Source organism: Pseudomonas sp. LM13 (assembly GCF_041381355.1).
Classification (GTDB): Bacteria; Pseudomonadota; Gammaproteobacteria; order Pseudomonadales; family Pseudomonadaceae; genus Stutzerimonas; species Stutzerimonas frequens.
In genome coordinates this window covers 90,907-107,505 of record NZ_JACBXH010000007.1, presented here as the reverse complement: position 1 = coordinate 107,505, position 16,599 = coordinate 90,907, and the positions used below count along the sequence as shown (strand labels likewise).

General features: G+C 60.9%; 13 protein-coding genes. 3 read left to right on the top strand and 10 right to left on the bottom strand.

Annotation, left to right across the window (positions count from 1 at the left end):
• Positions 1-126: 126 nt before the first annotated feature.
• Positions 127-327, bottom strand: coding sequence for an AlpA family transcriptional regulator (locus tag HZR81_RS08005; protein ID WP_500127766.1), 201 nt, complete (start codon positions 325-327; stop codon positions 127-129).
• A 338-nt stretch (positions 328-665) separates the two neighbouring features.
• Here HZR81_RS08005 and HZR81_RS08000 point away from each other — a divergent pair, with 338 nt between their 5' ends.
• On the top strand, positions 666-1,520 hold the full coding sequence (locus HZR81_RS08000; RefSeq protein ID WP_500127765.1) for a hypothetical protein: 855 nt from the start codon (positions 666-668) through the stop codon (positions 1,518-1,520).
• 66 nt (positions 1,521-1,586) lie between these two features.
• Here the strand turns inward: HZR81_RS08000 and HZR81_RS07995 are convergent, their stop codons facing one another.
• The 6 genes from HZR81_RS07995 to gabT all read right to left on the bottom strand — a co-directional run bounded on the left by HZR81_RS07995 (position 1,587) and on the right by gabT (position 9,971).
• Positions 1,587-2,774 (bottom strand): tyrosine-type recombinase/integrase, encoded by a 1,188-nt coding sequence (locus HZR81_RS07995; RefSeq protein ID WP_500127764.1) that lies wholly within the window; start codon positions 2,772-2,774, stop codon positions 1,587-1,589.
• Between the two features lie 481 nt (positions 2,775-3,255).
• The gene (locus HZR81_RS07990; protein WP_500127763.1) at positions 3,256-5,409 is read right to left on the bottom strand and encodes a putative bifunctional diguanylate cyclase/phosphodiesterase; all 2,154 of its coding nucleotides are present in this window, start codon (positions 5,407-5,409) and stop codon (positions 3,256-3,258) included.
• Positions 5,410-5,555: 146 nt separating this feature from the next.
• Entirely contained in the window at positions 5,556-7,034 is a 1,479-nt protein-coding gene (gene trpE / locus HZR81_RS07985) for an anthranilate synthase component I (protein ID WP_500127762.1), read from the bottom strand.
• 180 nt (positions 7,035-7,214) lie between these two features.
• Positions 7,215-7,916, bottom strand: a complete 702-nt coding sequence (locus tag HZR81_RS07980) for a phosphoglycolate phosphatase (RefSeq protein WP_110778155.1) — start codon at positions 7,914-7,916, stop codon at positions 7,215-7,217.
• Complete coding sequence (rpe, locus tag HZR81_RS07975; protein ID WP_061373909.1) at positions 7,913-8,587, bottom strand: ribulose-phosphate 3-epimerase; 675 nt, start codon at positions 8,585-8,587, stop codon at positions 7,913-7,915. Before rpe ends, HZR81_RS07980 begins: the two co-directional genes overlap by 4 nt.
• A 103-nt stretch (positions 8,588-8,690) precedes the next feature.
• Positions 8,691-9,971, bottom strand: coding sequence for a 4-aminobutyrate--2-oxoglutarate transaminase (gene gabT, locus HZR81_RS07970; protein ID WP_500127761.1), 1,281 nt, complete (start codon positions 9,969-9,971; stop codon positions 8,691-8,693).
• A gap of 253 nt (positions 9,972-10,224) precedes the next feature.
• Between gabT and HZR81_RS07965 the strand changes: the two genes are divergently transcribed.
• Positions 10,225-11,247 (top strand): alpha/beta hydrolase family protein, encoded by a 1,023-nt coding sequence (locus HZR81_RS07965; RefSeq protein WP_500127760.1) that lies wholly within the window; start codon positions 10,225-10,227, stop codon positions 11,245-11,247.
• A gap of 5 nt (positions 11,248-11,252) precedes the next feature.
• Here the strand turns inward: HZR81_RS07965 and HZR81_RS07960 are convergent, their stop codons facing one another.
• The 3 genes from HZR81_RS07960 to HZR81_RS07950 are packed head-to-tail and all read right to left on the bottom strand — an operon-like array spanning position 11,253 to position 13,709.
• Positions 11,253-12,020, bottom strand: coding sequence for a TerB family tellurite resistance protein (locus HZR81_RS07960; RefSeq protein ID WP_125866311.1), 768 nt, complete (start codon positions 12,018-12,020; stop codon positions 11,253-11,255).
• Position 12,021: 1 nt separating this feature from the next.
• Positions 12,022-12,693 (bottom strand): N-acetylmuramate alpha-1-phosphate uridylyltransferase MurU, encoded by a 672-nt coding sequence (gene murU / locus HZR81_RS07955; RefSeq protein WP_200595933.1) that lies wholly within the window; start codon positions 12,691-12,693, stop codon positions 12,022-12,024.
• Positions 12,690-13,709: an aminoglycoside phosphotransferase family protein gene (locus HZR81_RS07950; protein ID WP_264884347.1), complete on the bottom strand. Its 1,020-nt coding sequence runs from the start codon at positions 13,707-13,709 to the stop codon at positions 12,690-12,692. Before HZR81_RS07950 ends, murU begins: the two co-directional genes overlap by 4 nt.
• 1,115 nt (positions 13,710-14,824) lie before the next feature.
• Between HZR81_RS07950 and ltrA the strand changes: the two genes are divergently transcribed.
• Positions 14,825-16,510 (top strand): group II intron reverse transcriptase/maturase, encoded by a 1,686-nt coding sequence (gene ltrA / locus HZR81_RS07945; protein ID WP_500127759.1) that lies wholly within the window; start codon positions 14,825-14,827, stop codon positions 16,508-16,510.
• Positions 16,511-16,599 lie beyond the last annotated feature (89 nt).

Here is a 16,599-nt window from a genome sequence, read left to right as displayed (position 1 = left end):
CAACACAGCCGCCCTAACAAAAAGACAGTCACATGCCAAAAAACAACTCTGTAAAAATAATATTACTACAGTCAGGAGGTTCCTGACTGCAGTAACACTTAAACAGTTTACGCAATGAGCAGCAACTCAGATCAACTCACTCGTTCGAATATCCCGCTCGGACACTCTGGCCATTATCCACTCCACCACCTCACTCTCAAGCCAACCCACACTTCGCCCGCCCAAAGGAATTGGCTTCGGAAACCAATTTTCACTTACGTACTTATAGACCGTAGATCGCCCAAGGCCAGTCATTTGCATTACCTGCTGCAGTCGAATAACTTTCATGATGAGCCCCTAATTTAACTCACCACATATGGGGATTTATATTTTTCACCCCCCACAACACGCCATCTTCTTTGCCTTATACGAAACCCACCACCCCAAGATTCACAAGCTTCCAACTAGCACCCGACGAATCATCCATACCCTAGAGACGCCAACAAAACTGGTCCCTATGTGGCTCCAGCACCAGAAACCCCGTATATACTGACTACCACATCTCCGACCTGCGCTATAAAAACTCTAGAAATCCACCTGAAAACCACTAAAAAACCCTATTTTTTTGCTATAAATCTACTAGAGATGCCGACCACCGATACATATTGCTAATAAGGATGCCTGGCGTGGTAGTAAGAGTAAATGATAGGCTTCAAAGAGCTCTCCCTAAAATAAATATCGATAGGCGAGCAGAAATCTGGCTATGGTATTTCATAAACGTCATGCGGCCAGCCCAAGGAATAACTTGTGATATCAACGCCCCCAAGAGGCGTGATCAAATTGCAGAGGCAATTGAAAGCAATCCATCAATTAAAAACGAAATACTACTAAAAATTAACCAATATCTATTACCCGAGAGCGCCCTAACATGGATTAAAGGAAATGAAAGGCAAAGTAAATATATACAACACTCAACATACTTAGCGACAGGGCATCTCTGCCCCCTTATCAACACTCTAGAGCACAGAGAAGCCTCAATAGCAACTATCGACACCTTATTTGCTGGGAATGGAATTCACGAGAAAAACGAACTAGTTGGCAATATAAAGCAGTCATGGGAAAAATTGATAAGCAATGATAAATATTTCGATTGGTTCGACGGCACGGATGAAGAATCTAAAACAAAAATTGCATGGCAAATTATTGACAAGAAAAATCCAGAGATCACTAGCCAGCACTTCCCACCAAAAACGAAGAATGAATTATTAATCACCCTTGATTTATCAATTCTCACCACCCCAGAAAAGATACTACTCATCGAGTCAATCAAAAAAAGATGGAGCCAAAACAAATACCGAGCAAAGCAAAATGGCAAAAATCAATACAACTTCATACTTTCAGACAAAGCCATTAACCGTCTTGACAAGCTAGCCGAAACGCACGAAATAAAACGAACAGAAGTACTCGAAATACTTCTAAAAATGGAGAGTGAAAATGGAGAGTACATATCCAAGCATCTAAATCGCCTAGGCGATCTTTAAAATCCATAACCTCCTTATTCGAACCCAAAGACCTCGAAAGGATTGTCAACTGGACAACACAGAAAGTTACTTGATGGGCGTACAGACACAGTCCGCCCATGCCTGCATCATCTGCCGTCGCTCCTCCAGATACTCCGCCTGGTTATAGCTTGCGCGCACCTTGTTTCTCTCGGCATGCGCCAACTGCCGCTCGACAACATCTGTGCGGTATCCCATCTCGTTCAGCATTGTCGAAGCTGTTGCGCGGAAGCCATGAGCCGAAAAGCCGATACTGTTCTTTCCATTGAACCCCATGCGCTCAAGCGCCCGATTCAATGTCGTTGCCGTCATGCATTCGTTCGGATTGCGAAGGTTCGGAAAGAGCTGGCGACGACCGCCTGTATGGGTGGCCAGCTCACGCAGCAGTTCAACCGCCTGAGTCGATAGAGGAACTATGTGGGGCTCACGCATCTTCATGCGCTCAGCCGGGATTCGCCATTCAGCACGATCCAGGTCGAATTCAATCCACTCTGCCTTGCGCAACTCTACTGTTCGAACGAATGTAAGCAGCATCAGACGAAGCGCGATTACCGTAGCTCTGTAGCCGCCGTATTGCTCCAAGGCCTTAGAAAACTCCGCTATCTGATCACGGGTTAGCGGCTTGTGATGCTGAACCTTGGGCCGATGGATAGCCCCCTTCAGAGCGGCAGCCGGATCGGTATCTGCACGCAGTGTCGCGACGGCATATCGAAACACTGCCGATGACCACTGCCTTACGAGCAAGGCAACTGTGGCGGCCCCTCGCCCTTCAATTCGATTGAGGATCTCAAGCAAATGCGCAGCAGAAACATTGCGTATCGGCAACTTCCCCACAAAAGGGAACACGTCGGCCACCATGAACCGCTCAACCTGCCGTAAGTAGTATGGCGTCCAACTTGGGGCTTTTTTCTTGATCCACTCGCGGGCGACCGCTTCGAAAGTGTTCGCATTGGCTGCGCTGTTAGCCAGTCGCTCAGCCTGCCGATTGTGCGATGGATGGATGCCCTGACGAATCAGCGGCTTGGCCTTTTCCCGCGCATCACGCGCATCTGCCAGGCCGATCTCCGGATAACCACCGATAGCAAACACGTTCTCCTTACCGTCTATGCGATAGCGTAAACGCCACAGCCTGGCACCGCTCGGGCGAACCTCCAAGTACAGGCCGCCGCCATCGGTGAGCTTGAGAGGTTTATCGCCAGCCTTAGTGTTGCGGATCTTGGCATCGGTTAGAGGCATGGTGCGGGTATCCGTACATTGATACCCGCAACGATACCCGCATTATCCGTAGATGCCAACGGACGGCATGGACGCCAACAAACGTGAAAGCCCCTGAATTAGGGGCTTTAAGGAATAGCGTAGACGCCAACGGACACCACAAGAAGTCGATGCTGCTTATCCAGCATTAGCAGCATTTGCGTCACCCTAAAGGCTTGAGGCTGATCCAGCGCCCGCCGCGAGCTTCGGACGTCGCGGTAGCGACGCGGGAAGCGCTCGAAGGGCAGGCGTGAATGGCTATTTCGGCACGGAGCCAACGATGGGGATCAGGCGCGCCAACGCCACCGGGCATTGGCCTTGAACAGGCGCATCAGGAGAATACTGCTGAATATCACGGAAAGGCCTCGCAGGGCGGTCAGCGCAAAGTAGCCCATGCCAGGCCACGTTTTCAACGGACTATACCAGAGCGATACCCGACAGCCATCGACAAGCGATGGCGAACCTAGCTACTCAGGGAGGCAATCGCGTCAGGCAGCTGCGCTGCGCGAACCGGCCGCGCATACAGGAATCCCTGGGCCTGGCGACAGCCTAGCCGGCGCAACTCTGCTGCAGTTTCGGCATTTTCCACCCCTTCGGCCAGCGTATTGAGCCCCAGCGACTCGGACATCTGGATGATCGCGGCGACAATGGCATGGCCATCCTCGTCCGCCAGGTCATTGACGAAGGAGCGATCGATTTTCAGCGTGTCCACCGACAGGCGGCGAAGGTATGCCAGGCAGGAATAGCCGGTACCGAAGTCATCGATTGCCAGCTTCACACCCAGGCCCTTGAGCCCTGCCAAGGTAGCCATCACCTGCTCGGTATTTTCGACCAGGCTGGATTCGGTCAGCTCCAGCTCGAGGGCCGCCGCAGGCAGGCCGCTCTGCTCAAGTGCTGCGGCTACGGTGTCCACCAGCGATCCCTGGTGCAGCTGGACCGCCGCGACATTCACTGCGACCTGCGGAACATCGAGCCCTTCGGCACGCCACCGGGCAGCCTGCAGACAGGCTTCCAGAATGATCCACTTGCCGAGATCGACGATCAGGCCGCTCTGCTCCGCCGCCGGGATGAACCGCCCCGGCGACAGTAGCCCCCACTGCGGGTGCTGCCAGCGAACCAGTGCCTCCGCACCGACCACCTTGCCGCTGCCGAGATCGAGCTGCAGCTGATACTCGAGCAGCAACTCCTGCCGCTCGATCGCCAAGCGCAGCCCGTTGATCAGCAAGAGCCGGCCGCGCACCTCCGTATCGAGCTCAGGATTGTAGTAACACCAGGTGCGACGGCCGGCTTCCTTGGCCTTGTACATGGCCATTTCCGCATTGCGCAGCAGGCAGGTGAAATCCATTCCGTCGTCAGGCCCGACCGCGACCCCGACCGAGATCGAGACCACCATCTGCTGCTTCTGGATCATGAAGGGTTCGCCCAACCTCTCCAGCACATGCTGAACCACTGCGGAAGCACCATCGGCATCCCTCGGGTCCGCCAGCAGCACGACGAACTCGTCGCCACCTGCACGAGCCAGCACGGCACTGTCGGGCAGTACCGCCCGCAGTCGGGAGCCGGTGATACGCAGCAACTCATCGCCAAACGCGCGTCCAAAGGAGTCGTTCACCATCTTGAAGTGGTCGATGTCGATATAGAGCACCGCCACGGCCCCCTTCAGGCTATGGGCCGCTGCGATTGCCTGGCGTGTACGCTCTTCCAGCAGACTGAGATTGGGCAGTCCCGTCAGGCTGTCGAAATAGGTGACGTAATCGGCACGCTGCTGTGCCGCCACCCGCTCGTTCATTTCAATGGCCAGACGCTGGTACGGGGCGCGCACGCTGGAAACGAACACCACCTGGTAGATGAAGCAGTAGGACACGATCTTGTAAGCATGTCCGAGCAGACTGTAGAAGCTGTTCACGCTGGTGTAGGCGGTGAAACACAGCTCGGCGAGGATCGAGATCAGCGTCGCGGCCAGCAAACCGTCGAAATAGGCTGCGTCGCTTTCTGCACGGTTACGCCAGAACAGCCAGGCGGCCAGCGCGAACAACGCGATCAACAGCCATTCCATGCTGACCTTGAAAGCGGTCAACCCCTGACCTTCGATGAAGGTACGCGGCCACAGCTGCGGCTGGAAAAGCTGCAGATAGCCCACCAGGGCCACCAGGCCCAGTGCCGATACGAGCAGCACATAGCGTGGCAGGGTCACGCACAGGCGGCAGGCTATGACCAAGAGCGTCAGCGCGAGCACGAAGCGGGACACCAGCCAGAACGCGATCGCCTTCTCCGGTGACGCAGGCGTCACCCAGAGAGGCATGCCTTGGTAGGAAAGCGTGTGCGCCATATCGAGCAGCGCGATGGCGAGAAACGAACAGGCCAGCAGTGGGTTGGACAGATGCACCGGTTGCTGACTGTGCCAAGCCACGGCAAACACCAGAATCGCCACGGTGATGGCGAAGGTTTCCATGACGACGTGCAGGGGCAACGGAAACCAAACCGGACTACCTCTGAAATCCAGCAGGCTCGAGAGCAGGTAGACCAGCACCAGCAGTCCGGTGAGCGCGACGGCCAGCACTGAAGCCCATAACTGACGCGGTGGATTGGCAGAACCGGAGCTGGGAGTCAGGGGCATCGGCAGGTCGAAGATTGTGGAAGTTGGCAGCCAGGCGCTCTAGCCCGGCCTTCACCGACTATAGGCATAGCCAACTGCCATTACCATACGGAGCACGCGGACTTTAGTCGCATTTCACCGGATAAGTGAATCGCGCCGCGTCCGGGTCAGTCGCTACCCTTCTCTGCCAACGCCACTGCGCGGAACATGGCGCGGCGCTTGTTCAGCGTCTCTTCCCACTCTAGCGCCGGCTGCGAGTCGGCGACGATGCCGGCACCGGCCTGTACGTGCAGCTCGCCGTCCTTGATCACAGCGGTGCGGATGGCGATGGCGGTGTCCATGTTGCCGTTCCACGCCAGGTAGCCCACCGCGCCGCCATAGACGCCACGTTTGACCGGCTCCAGCTCGTCGATGATCTCCATGGCACGGATCTTCGGTGCGCCGGAGAGCGTGCCCGCCGGGAGGATCGCGCGCAGCGCATCCATCGCCGACAACGGCGCCTTGAGCTGGCCGGTGACGTTGGAGACGATGTGCATGACGTTGGAGTACCGTTCGATGACCATCTGCTCGGTGACTTTCACCGAGCCGGTTTCGGCGACCCGCCCGACATCGTTGCGACCCAGGTCGATCAGCATCAGGTGCTCGGCCAGTTCCTTGGTGTCGGACAGCAGGTCCTGTTCCAGCGCCAGGTCAGCCTCTTCGCTGGCGCCGCGCGGACGGGTGCCAGCGATCGGTCGCACGGTCACCAGGCCGTCCTCGACGCGCACCAGCACTTCCGGCGACGAGCCGACCACATGGAAGTCGCCGAAGTTGAAGAAGTACATATAGGGCGTCGGGTTGAAGCAGCGCAACGCGCGGTAGAGATCGATCGGCGCAGCCCTGAACGGGATCGACATGCGCTGGGAAATCACCACCTGCATGCAGTCACCAGCCAGGATGTAGTCCTTGATGCGGCAAACCGCCTGCTCGAAATCCTCGCGGCTGAAGCTCGAGCGGAACGCCGGCTCCGCGCCGGGCCCGGCCTCGAAGTCCAGCCCCAGGCGCGGCACGACCGGCTGGCGCAAGCGCTGGCGCAGCTGTGCCAAGTAGGCCTGGCCCTGGGCGTAGGCGTCCTCGGCGGCCGGGTCGGCAAGCACGATGCAGTGCAGCTTGCCGGCGAGGTTATCGAATACCACCACCGCGTCGGAGACCATCAGCAGGATATCCGGCGTACCCAGCGGGTCAGGGTTGGGACAGTTGCCGAGCTTACGCTCGACGTAGCGCACACTGTCGTAGCCGAAATAGCCCACCAGTCCGCCATTGAAGCGCGGCAGCCCTTCGACCGGCGCAACCCGGTAGCGCTGCTTGAAGGCCTCGACGACGGCCAGCGGGTCCTCGACCTCCAGGCTTTCCGTCTCGATCCCATCGACGGTCACCCGCACCTGATAGCCGTGAACGCGCAGCACGGTGCGGCAAGGCAGTCCGATGATCGAGTATCGCCCCCACTTCTCACCGCCCTGGACGGATTCGAGCAGATAGGAGTTCGGCGCGTCGGCCAGTTTCAGGTACAGCGACAGCGGGGTGTCGAAGTCGGCGAGCGTCTCGAACGACAGGGGGATGCGGTTGTGGCCTTCGTCGGCCAAACGCAGGAATTCTTCGCGGGTCATGTCAGCCTCGTGGTCTGAGGAGGATTCGATCGAACAACGGCTAACGCACCGGCCGGGCCGGCAGGAAGAGTCAGGCGCGCCAGCGCCAACGGGCCAGGGCCTTGATGACGTTCATCCATTGTTTGCGGCTAATCACCACGAGTTTGTCTCTTGAGGCGGGGCAAAAAGAGTCCGGCCACACTAGCGCAGCCCCGAATCCGAAGCAACCAGCAGGCGCAGGTCGTCGAGTACCAGATCCGGGCGCTCCTCCTCGATAGGCCGGCCATGGTTGTAGCCGTAGCTCAGCCCGACGCAGGGCACACCGGCGGCCTGCGCGGCCCGCACGTCATTGCGCGAATCACCGATGAACAGCGACTCGGCGGGCGTCGCGCCGACCTTGTCCATCACCCAGAAGAGCGCCGCCGGATCAGGCTTCTGCTGCGGCAGCGTATCGCCTCCAACCAGCCAGCCGAAGTAACCGCCCAGACCCTTCTCCTCCAGCAGAGGCGCGACGAACTGTGCCGGCTTGTTGGTGATGACCGCCAGTGCCACCTCGTGCGCGGCCAGCCAATCCAGGCACTCACGCACCCCAGGGTAGACGGTGGTCAAGGCATGGCTGCCGGCATAGGCCTGCATGAACAGCGCCAACGCGGCATCGGTCTCGTCCTCATCGACACCGGCATGCTCGTAGCTACCGGCCAGGGCGCGGCGCACCAGCACTCGCGAACCGTTGCCGACCCAGTCGCGCACGCGGGCCACACCGGCCGGTGGGCGGCCGAGCAGCATCAGCATCTTGTCCACCGCGGCCGCCAGGTCCGGTACCGAGTCCATCAGGGTGCCGTCCAGATCGAACATCACCAGCCGCGGTAGCGTGCCGTCGAACAGTTGCTCCAGGCGAGTCATGGGCGGGCCAGCGCCAGCTCGGCGCGCATCTGGTCGATCACCGCTTTGTAGTCCGGCTGGTTGAAGATGGCCGAGCCGGCGACGAAGGTGTCGGCGCCTGCTGCGGCGATCTCGCGGATGTTCTTCGGATTGACGCCGCCATCGATCTCCAGGCGAATCTCGCGGCCGCTGGCGTCGATCAGGGCGCGCGCCTCGCGCAGCTTGTCCAGCGTGCCGGGAATGAACTTCTGCCCGCCGAAGCCGGGGTTGACGCTCATCAGCAGAACCATGTCGACCTTGTCCATGACGTACTTGAGCACGTCCAGCGGTGTCGCCGGGTTGAACACCAGACCGGCCTTCGCGCCGCCGTCCTTGATCAGCTGCAGCGAACGGTCGATGTGCTCGGAGGCTTCCGGGTGGAAGGTGATGTAGCTGGCGCCGGCCTCGAGGAAATCGCCGATCATGCGATCCACCGGCTTGACCATCAGGTGCACGTCGATGGGCGCGGTGACGCCATGCTTGCGCAGCGCCGAGCAGACCATCGGGCCGATGGTGAGGTTGGGCACGTAGTGGTTGTCCATCACGTCGAAATGGACGATGTCGGCGCCGGCGGCCAGCACGTTGTCCACTTCCTCGCCCAGGCGGGCGAAATTGGCGGAAAGAATCGAAGGGGCGATGGCGAACGGCTGCATGACGACCTCGGGTAGCACGGCAAGATGCCGCGCATTGTACCCGAGGGGTCAGGGTTGCGGCGCGCCTGACATCCGCTCACGAATGCCAGCGCGCCAGGTCGGATCAGGTCAGCTCGTCGAAGCACTCGCCGAGGATGGCCAGGCCGCGCTCGAGCAGCTCGTCCTCGACGGTCAGCGGCACCAGCACGCGCAGCACATTGTAGTAGGTACCGCAGGACAGCAGGATCAGCCCCTTGTCCCGCGCCCGGGCGACGATCTGCGACGTCAGCGCCGCGGCCGGTCGCGCCAGGTCGCCATCCTCGAACAGCTCGATGGCGATCATCGCGCCGAGGCCGCGCACCTCGCCGATCTCCTTGTGCTTGGCCTGGATCGCCTTGAGGCCGGTGGTGAGCTTCTCCGCCACCGCCTTGCAGCGGTCGAGCAGATGCTCCTCCTCGAAGATTTCCATGACCGCCAGCGCCGCCGCGCAGGACAGCGGGTTGCCGGCATAGGTGCCGCCCAGCCCGCCGGGCGCGATGGCATCCATGATCTCGGCCTTGCCGCACACGCCGGCGATCGGGAAGCCGCCGCCGACCGACTTGGCAAAGGTGGTCAGGTCGGCGACCACGCCCATCTGCTCCATGGCGAAGAAGGTGCCGGTGCGCCCGGCGCCGGTCTGCACCTCGTCGGCGATCAGCAGGATGCCGTGCTCGTCGCAGAGCGCGCGCAGGCGGGCCATGAAATCCTTCGGCGCGACATTGAAGCCGCCCTCGCCCTGCACCGGTTCGACGATGATCGCGGCGATGTCGCGCGGCTCGGCGTCGTTCTTGAAGATGCGGTCGATGCTCGCGATCGAGTCATCGACGCTGACACCATGGATTGCGCAGGGATACTGCGCACGGAAGATCCCGCCCGGCATCAGGCCCATGCCGGCGGAGTACGGGGCGACCTTGCCGGTCAGGCCGAGGGTCATCATGGTGCGGCCGTGATAGGCGCCGGTGAAGGCAATCACACCGGCACGGCCGGTGGCGGCGCGGGCGATCTTCACCGCGTTCTCCACGGCCTCGGAGCCGGTGGTGACCAGCAGAGTCTTCTTGGCGAAATCACCCGGCACCCGCGCGTTGATCTTCTCGCACAGCTCGACGTACGGCTCGTAGGCCAACACCTGGAAGCAGGTGTGGGTGAGCTTGTGCAGCTGGTCTTCCACCGCCTTGACGATCTTAGGATGCAGGTGGCCGGTATTCAGCACGGCGATGCCGCCGGCGAAATCGATGAACTCGCGGCCCTCCACATCCACCACGCTGCTGTTCTTCGCGTGGTCGGCAAAGATCGGGTGGATCTGGCCGACGCCACGGGGAACAGCGGCGACACGGCGTTGCATCAGGGATTCGTTGGTCTTGCTCATAAGCTCCTCGGTAGCCGCTCATCGTCGGCACGGGTCATGAAGAACGCCAGGAGCGGGCGCGGCAGCATACGATGATCGACTGCCGCGCCATCCGGAGCGTTCGGATTACAGTAAAACTCCGTGCATTATTTTGCACGCTTGATTTGGGCCAACCTCTTGGCCAGCACGACAGATCGACACTCATATAATGGCCGTGCGTGCCGACATGTCTCATACCGAGCACTCACCAGCACCTTTACCCAAGGAGACAACCATGCGTCGCCTGCCCGCACTCGCGCTTCTGCTCAACGCAGCGCTCGCCGGCGGCATGCCATCCGCTGTCCTGGCGCAGGAGCCGGAAAGCGTAGAGCAAGTGCCGACGGACGAGCCGGCGGCCCGCGAGCGTCCGGCGCCGCAGACACGGGGCGATGCCTTGGCTGCCGGACTGCAGCGGCAGCTCGAAAGGACAGCGCAGATCGAGCTGGGTAGTGACGACAGCTTTCTTGCCCTCTGGCAGCCGGCCAACACTCCAAAGGCCCGTGGCGTGCTCATCATCGTGCCAAGCGAAGGCGAAACCGCCGATTGGCCACGCGCAGTCGGACCGCTACGACGCGGCCTTCCCGAGCACGGCTGGCATACCCTGAGCCTGACGCCCGCGGACTCGACGTCGAGCCCTGGCCCGCGCCCGCCAGCGACCGAAGCCCCAACTGCGGAAGAAAAGCCCGACACGGAGAAAGGCGCCGAGCCTGACGCTAGCGATGCCCAAACCGCGATGCAGACGACTTCGGCAGGCTACTTGCCCGAGCAGACCGCAGCCACGGACAACGACGACTCGACGCCGCCACAAGCCGAGCAGGACACCCCGCCGCCAACGGATGCCGAGCGCATGCTGGCGCGCCTGGATGCGGCCATCGAGCATGCGCGCACACTGCAGGCGCCTATGATCGTTCTGCTCGGCCATGGCACCGGCGCCTACTGGGCAAGCCAGTATCTGGCGCAGCGTCAGCCAAAGGATGTCGGGCAGGTCGTGGTGATTGATCCGCGCGCGCCGTTGCAGGCGGAACAGCCGCTGGAGAGCCTAGTCGCGGCGTTGCCAGTGGGCATCGGCGACTTCTATACCGGTACCCGTGCAGCGGCGAAACAGCAGGCGCTGCAACGACGTAATGCGGCGCGTCGTGCCGGGCATCCGGATTATCGACAGGTCGCCCTGCCGAACCTGGGTGGCGGTCGCGACGCCGATCAGGAGCAGCTGGTGCGCCGGGTGCGCGGCTGGCTCGAGCGCAAGCCGGTGCGCTGACCGGCTCAGCGAAAACCGCGGCGCTCGCGGATCAGTGCATAGGCGCTGTGCAGCTCGCGGGTGCGCTCGGTCGCTTCGCGAACTTGCGCCGGGCTCGCTCCCGCGCCAGCCTGCTTGTCCGGGTGATGCTTGCTCAGCAGGCGGCGATAGGCCCGTTTGATCAGCTGCGGGTCGCTGTCTTGGCGCACACCCAGTAGCTGCAAGGCCTGCTCGTAGGCTCCGCCGCGCCCGGCCGGCGCCTCGTTGCGCCGCGCCGCGCCCTGATCGAGCGCCGCCACCTCGGCAGCATTCCAACCCAGCCACTTGCCCCAGAGCAGCACCAGTTCATGCTCACGTGCGCCCATGCTTCCCTGGGCTCGGGCCATGCGCCAACAGGCCTGGATCAGGCGCCGCCCCTCCTCACGCTGCCCACGTAGCCGCTGCAGGGTCACGCGCAAGCCGTCGCCGCTGGCCTTGCCGCGATTGAACGCGGCGATGGCCCGCTGCTGCCCCGACGCATCGAGGCCCTGGCGGCGCATCTCCTCGCGTGCCGCCTGGATATGCGCAGGACTGACCCGCCCGCCACTTTTGGCCAGGCGCCCGAGTAGAAAGAACAGCAGCTCATTGCCCTTCAGCGCCGACTTGCCAGCCAGGCGCTCACGCAAGCTAGCCCATGAATCGAGGCCCAGGCGGCGATCCACTACCTGCCCCAGCAGACCACCGAGCAGCGCACCAGGAATGCTGGCGAGCAACCAGCCGATCAACAGCCCCAACAGGGTAATGGGCCAGAACATCTCAGCGCCGAGCCTCAAGTATCCGTTCGACATCCGCCAGCCGTTCGTGGGTGCCGACGTCGATCCAGATGCCTGCGAAACGCTCGCCGCTCACCTGCTGGTCGGCCATGGCACGCCGCAGCAGGGGCGCGAGCTTGAACGCACCCGCCTGGCAGCCCTCGAACAAGGCCGGATGCAGCACCGAGATACCGCTGTAGGTCAGCGCGTCGCCCTCCCCTTCGGCTGTCGCGACACGCTCGGCGGCCAGGCGGAAATCGCCGCCGGGGTTGTGCGGCGGATTGTCGACCAGCACCAGGTGGGCCAGCCCATCGAGCGGTTTGCGAAGCCGGGCGAAATCGTAGTCGGTCCAGATATCGCCATTGACCACCAGGAAGGGCTCATCGCCAAGCAGGCCCAGGGCCCGGTGGATTCCGCCGCCAGTCTCCAGCGGCTCGCCTTCGGCCGAATAGCGGATCGCCACGCCGAAGCGGCTGCCATCGCCGAGGTAGTCCTCTATCTGCTGGCCGAGCCAGGCATGGTTGATGACGAGTTCGGCGAAGCCGGCAGCCGCCAGGGCGCGAACGTGATACTCGATCAGCGGCACGCCGGCGGCGCGCACCAGCGGCTTGGGCGTGTGCAGGGTCAAGGGACGCAGGCGCTCGCCCTTGCCCGCGGCGAGGATCATGGCCTTCATGCCTGCGGCGCCTTTGGCAGCTCGGCGATCAGCTGCCGCAACTCGCCCAGCTCCGGCCGCCGCGCCAGCACGGCCTCGATATAGGCGAAGAAACGCGGCACATCGGCGAGATAACGGGGCTTGCCGTCGCGATGGCAGATTCGGGCGAAGATGCCGATTACTTTGAGGTGACGTTGCACCCCCATCAGATCGCTGGCGCGCAGGAATTCCTCGAACGAGTCGGGCAGCGCCACGCCCGCCGCACGGGCACGGCCCCAATACGCTTCCAGCCACGCCCGTACCTGCGGCTCGGGCCAGCTGAGGAAGGCGTCCTTGAACAGCGAGGTGATGTCGTAGCTGACCGGGCCGAGCACCGCGTCCTGAAAGTCCAGTACGCCAGGGTTGGGCTCGCTGATCATCAGATTGCGCGGCATGTAGTCGCGATGCACCAGAACCCGTGGCTGCGCCAGGGCCGAGTCGATCAGCAGCCGGCAGATGCGCTCCCACGCGACCTGCTGCGCTTCGCTGAGCGCATGCCCCAGGTGGCGCTGCACGTACCATTCGGGGAACAGCTGCAGCTCACGCCGCAACAAGGCCTCGTCATAGGCCGGCATCGTCTGCGCGACCGGCTGCAGCTGGAACTTGAGCAGCGCCTCGATGGCATCGTCGAACAGCTGATCGGCGTTACCCGCGTCGATCACGTCCAGATAGGTCTGACGTCCGAGGTCCGTCAGCAGCAAAAAGCCGCGCTGCAGGTCAGCAGCCAGCACCTGCGGTACATGCACACCGGCTTCGTCCAGCATCTGCGCCACCTTGACGAAGGGACGGCAGTCTTCCTGGGGTGGCGGCGCGTCCATCACGATCAGGCTGCGCTCGCCGCCTTGCCAGCGGAAGTAACGACGAAAACTGGCATCGCTGCTCGCCGCGGTGAGCTCCGCGGTCGGTACTTCGCCCCAGCCGCAACGGGCAAAGAGTTCCGGTAGTTGCTGGTCCAGCCAGGCGCTGAGGTCCAGCAGACGTTGATCTTGATGCGGCATCCAGGGGTCTCCACGGCGCTAGCCGATAGGCGGGTCATGCTTTATTATCCTGCATCTTGTGCGACACGCGTGGCGTGTCTCCAAAACCTCGCTGTGCGGTCAGCGAGGATGGTGACCGGAAGGAAACCATAAGCCAAGGGGGTTCCCCGAGGAATCAAAACCGTCCCTGAAACCCTGCGCTTAGAAGGGTTCCCGCTGCGGCGGACAGCGCATCCCAAGGTCGTCTCGCTCTCGGTAGCACGACCGCAGAACCAGCAATATCGGTTCTGGAGAGCCTCCTAAATATCAACCCATGCGGGGGAATCCCCGCAGGGGTTCCTCTCGCTACTGAACGAGAGGGCATCAACCTAGAGAACGGCTGTGTCAGCAGTCCCGCTTCTCATTCCAAACCGGAGACATGAGCGAAAGCTCTGTCTGTCATTGTCCAACCACTGCCGGCATGGGGTGGTAGCGGACTCGTTGTGCGACCAACGATAGCCTAGGGAAACATGCGTCACTGGTAACGGTGGGGTATGAAGCTTTCCCGACAATGTAGCCCCCGTCAGGGTGCGGTTCTGCCGTGAGGCAAGCCGTGGATACTCGGAGCAGTACCGGGTTGAGGCGCTAGGCTGGCTGGTATGGGCAACACAAGTGAACCGCTGATAAACACCGTAAGGATAGCCATGCCAAAACTGCTGTCAGGCATGAACCAAAAGGTACGAGGCCGGTTATCTCTGTGGGATGTGGGGATACGTCGTCATCAGCGCCTCCGGTGAAAAGGCGAGTCCTAACCCAGTCGTGTGACAGATAGGGAACGTGGTAAGCCCGTATCGCCGCCCTCGTGGCAGGTGAGCCGCAAGGCGAGCTGTTGGCGGTGCGGGTATGGGATCGCAGAGAAAGCGAATGCCGGGCTGTAATGGTTCGGATAGGGGTTGGAACATCACCCCACGGGAAACCGGGCAGACTTCTGCGTGGTCTTTCGTCGCATGACCTCTGACTGACCCTGTCTCAATGAACCTAGGGCTCGGTTCCATCGAGTCCAACTTAACCAACCCTGGCGGGATATGCGCATCCCGTCAGGGACCTGCGTGTGTCTTCCGCTCGGGATGGCTCAACCATCTTGAGAGGAAAGCAGCATGAAAGAGCTCAGCCAACAGGCCGGGTCTGCGCTTTCCGGTGTTCCGCAGCAGTGGCACGACATCGACTGGTGTCGTGTGCAGCGGAATGTCCGGGAAATGCAGGTGCGGATTGCGAAGGCTTGTCGGGAAGGCAAATGGCGCAGGGTGAAAGCCTTGCAACGGATGCTGACCCGCTCGAAGTCGGCCAGATACTTGGCCGTACGACGAGTCACTGAAAACCAAGGCAAGCGCACGGCGGGAGTCGACCGCGTGCTCTGGGATACACCCGACGCGAAATGGAAAGCGGCACAAGGGTTGAAGCGGCATGGATACCAGCCACGGCCTTTACGGCGTGTGTTCATTCCGAAGTCGAATGGGAAGGAGCGCCCTCTGGGCATCCCGACCATGACCGACAGGGCCATGCAGGCGTTGTATCTGCTGGCACTGGCGCCCATTGCAGAAACCAACGGCGATCCAAACAGCTACGGTTTCAGGATCGAACGCTCGACGGCGGATGCAATGAGTCAACTGTTCGTCTGCCTATCCAAGAAGGCTTCGGCCCAATGGGTATTGGAGGCGGATATACAGGGATGCTTCGACCACATCAACCATGACTGGTTGATCGCCAACGTCCCAACGGACAAGGCGATCCTTCGGAAATGGTTGAAGGCTGGCGTGATACACAAGGGTCAGCTACGGGCAACGGACGCCGGTACGCCACAAGGCGGGATCATCTCGCCAACTTTGGCAAACGTGGTACTCGATGGTCTGGAATCACAGCTCAAGCAGCATCTGAGCGTGACAAGGGCCAAGAAGCTGAAAGTCAATGTGGTGCGATACGCAGATGATTTCGTGATTACAGGTACCTCCCCGGAGGTGCTGGAAAACGAGGTCAAACCTTGGGTAGAGCAGTTCCTGGCAATACGCGGGCTGCAGTTGTCACCCGAGAAGACGCAGATCGTCCATATCGACCAAGGCTTCGACTTCCTGGGATGGAGCTTCCGCAAGTATCAAGGGAAGCTCCTGATCAAGCCGAGCAAGAAGAACGTCAAGGCGTTTTACAGCAAGGTCAAGGAAGTTATCGAGAGCAGCAAAACGGCAAGACAGGAGGATCTAATCCGAGTGCTGAACCCGATGCTGCGAGGCTGGGCGCTATATCACCAGCCCGTAGTTGCCAAACAGGCATACAGCCGCATGGACAGCAGAGTGTTCCTCAAGCTCTGGCGTTGGGCGAAACGGCGACACCCAAACAAATCGCTGGAATGGGTGCAAAAGCGGTATTTCCGCACCACTGGCGACAGAAATTGGGTGTTCGCCACCATGGCAACGGAGGAAAGTGGGGCAAAACGGGAAATTGCGCTGTACCCGCTCGCGGGTACGCCAATCGAGCGACACAAGAAGGTTAGCGGGGAGTACAACCCCTTCGATCCTTCCATGGAAGAAATGGGCGAAAAACTGCGGATGGAGCGGATGCTGAAAAAGCTGAAGTATCGGACTCAAGTTGTCAGCCTGTTCCAGAGTCAAAAAGGACTGTGTCAGCTGTGCAAACAACCGATTACCAGGGAAACAGGGTGGCACGACCACCACATTATCTACCGCTCACAAGGTGGTAGAGACTCCCTGGACAACCGGGTACTATTGCACCCAATTTGTCATACACAACTCCACATACATGGCCTGAAAGTGAGCAAGCCGGCCCTCTAGGGGGCTTTGTAAAGGCTTGAGCCGTATGCGCTGAAAGGCGCACGTACGGTTCTTAGGGGGGAGCGGGCCAGCAATGGCCGGCTCCTACC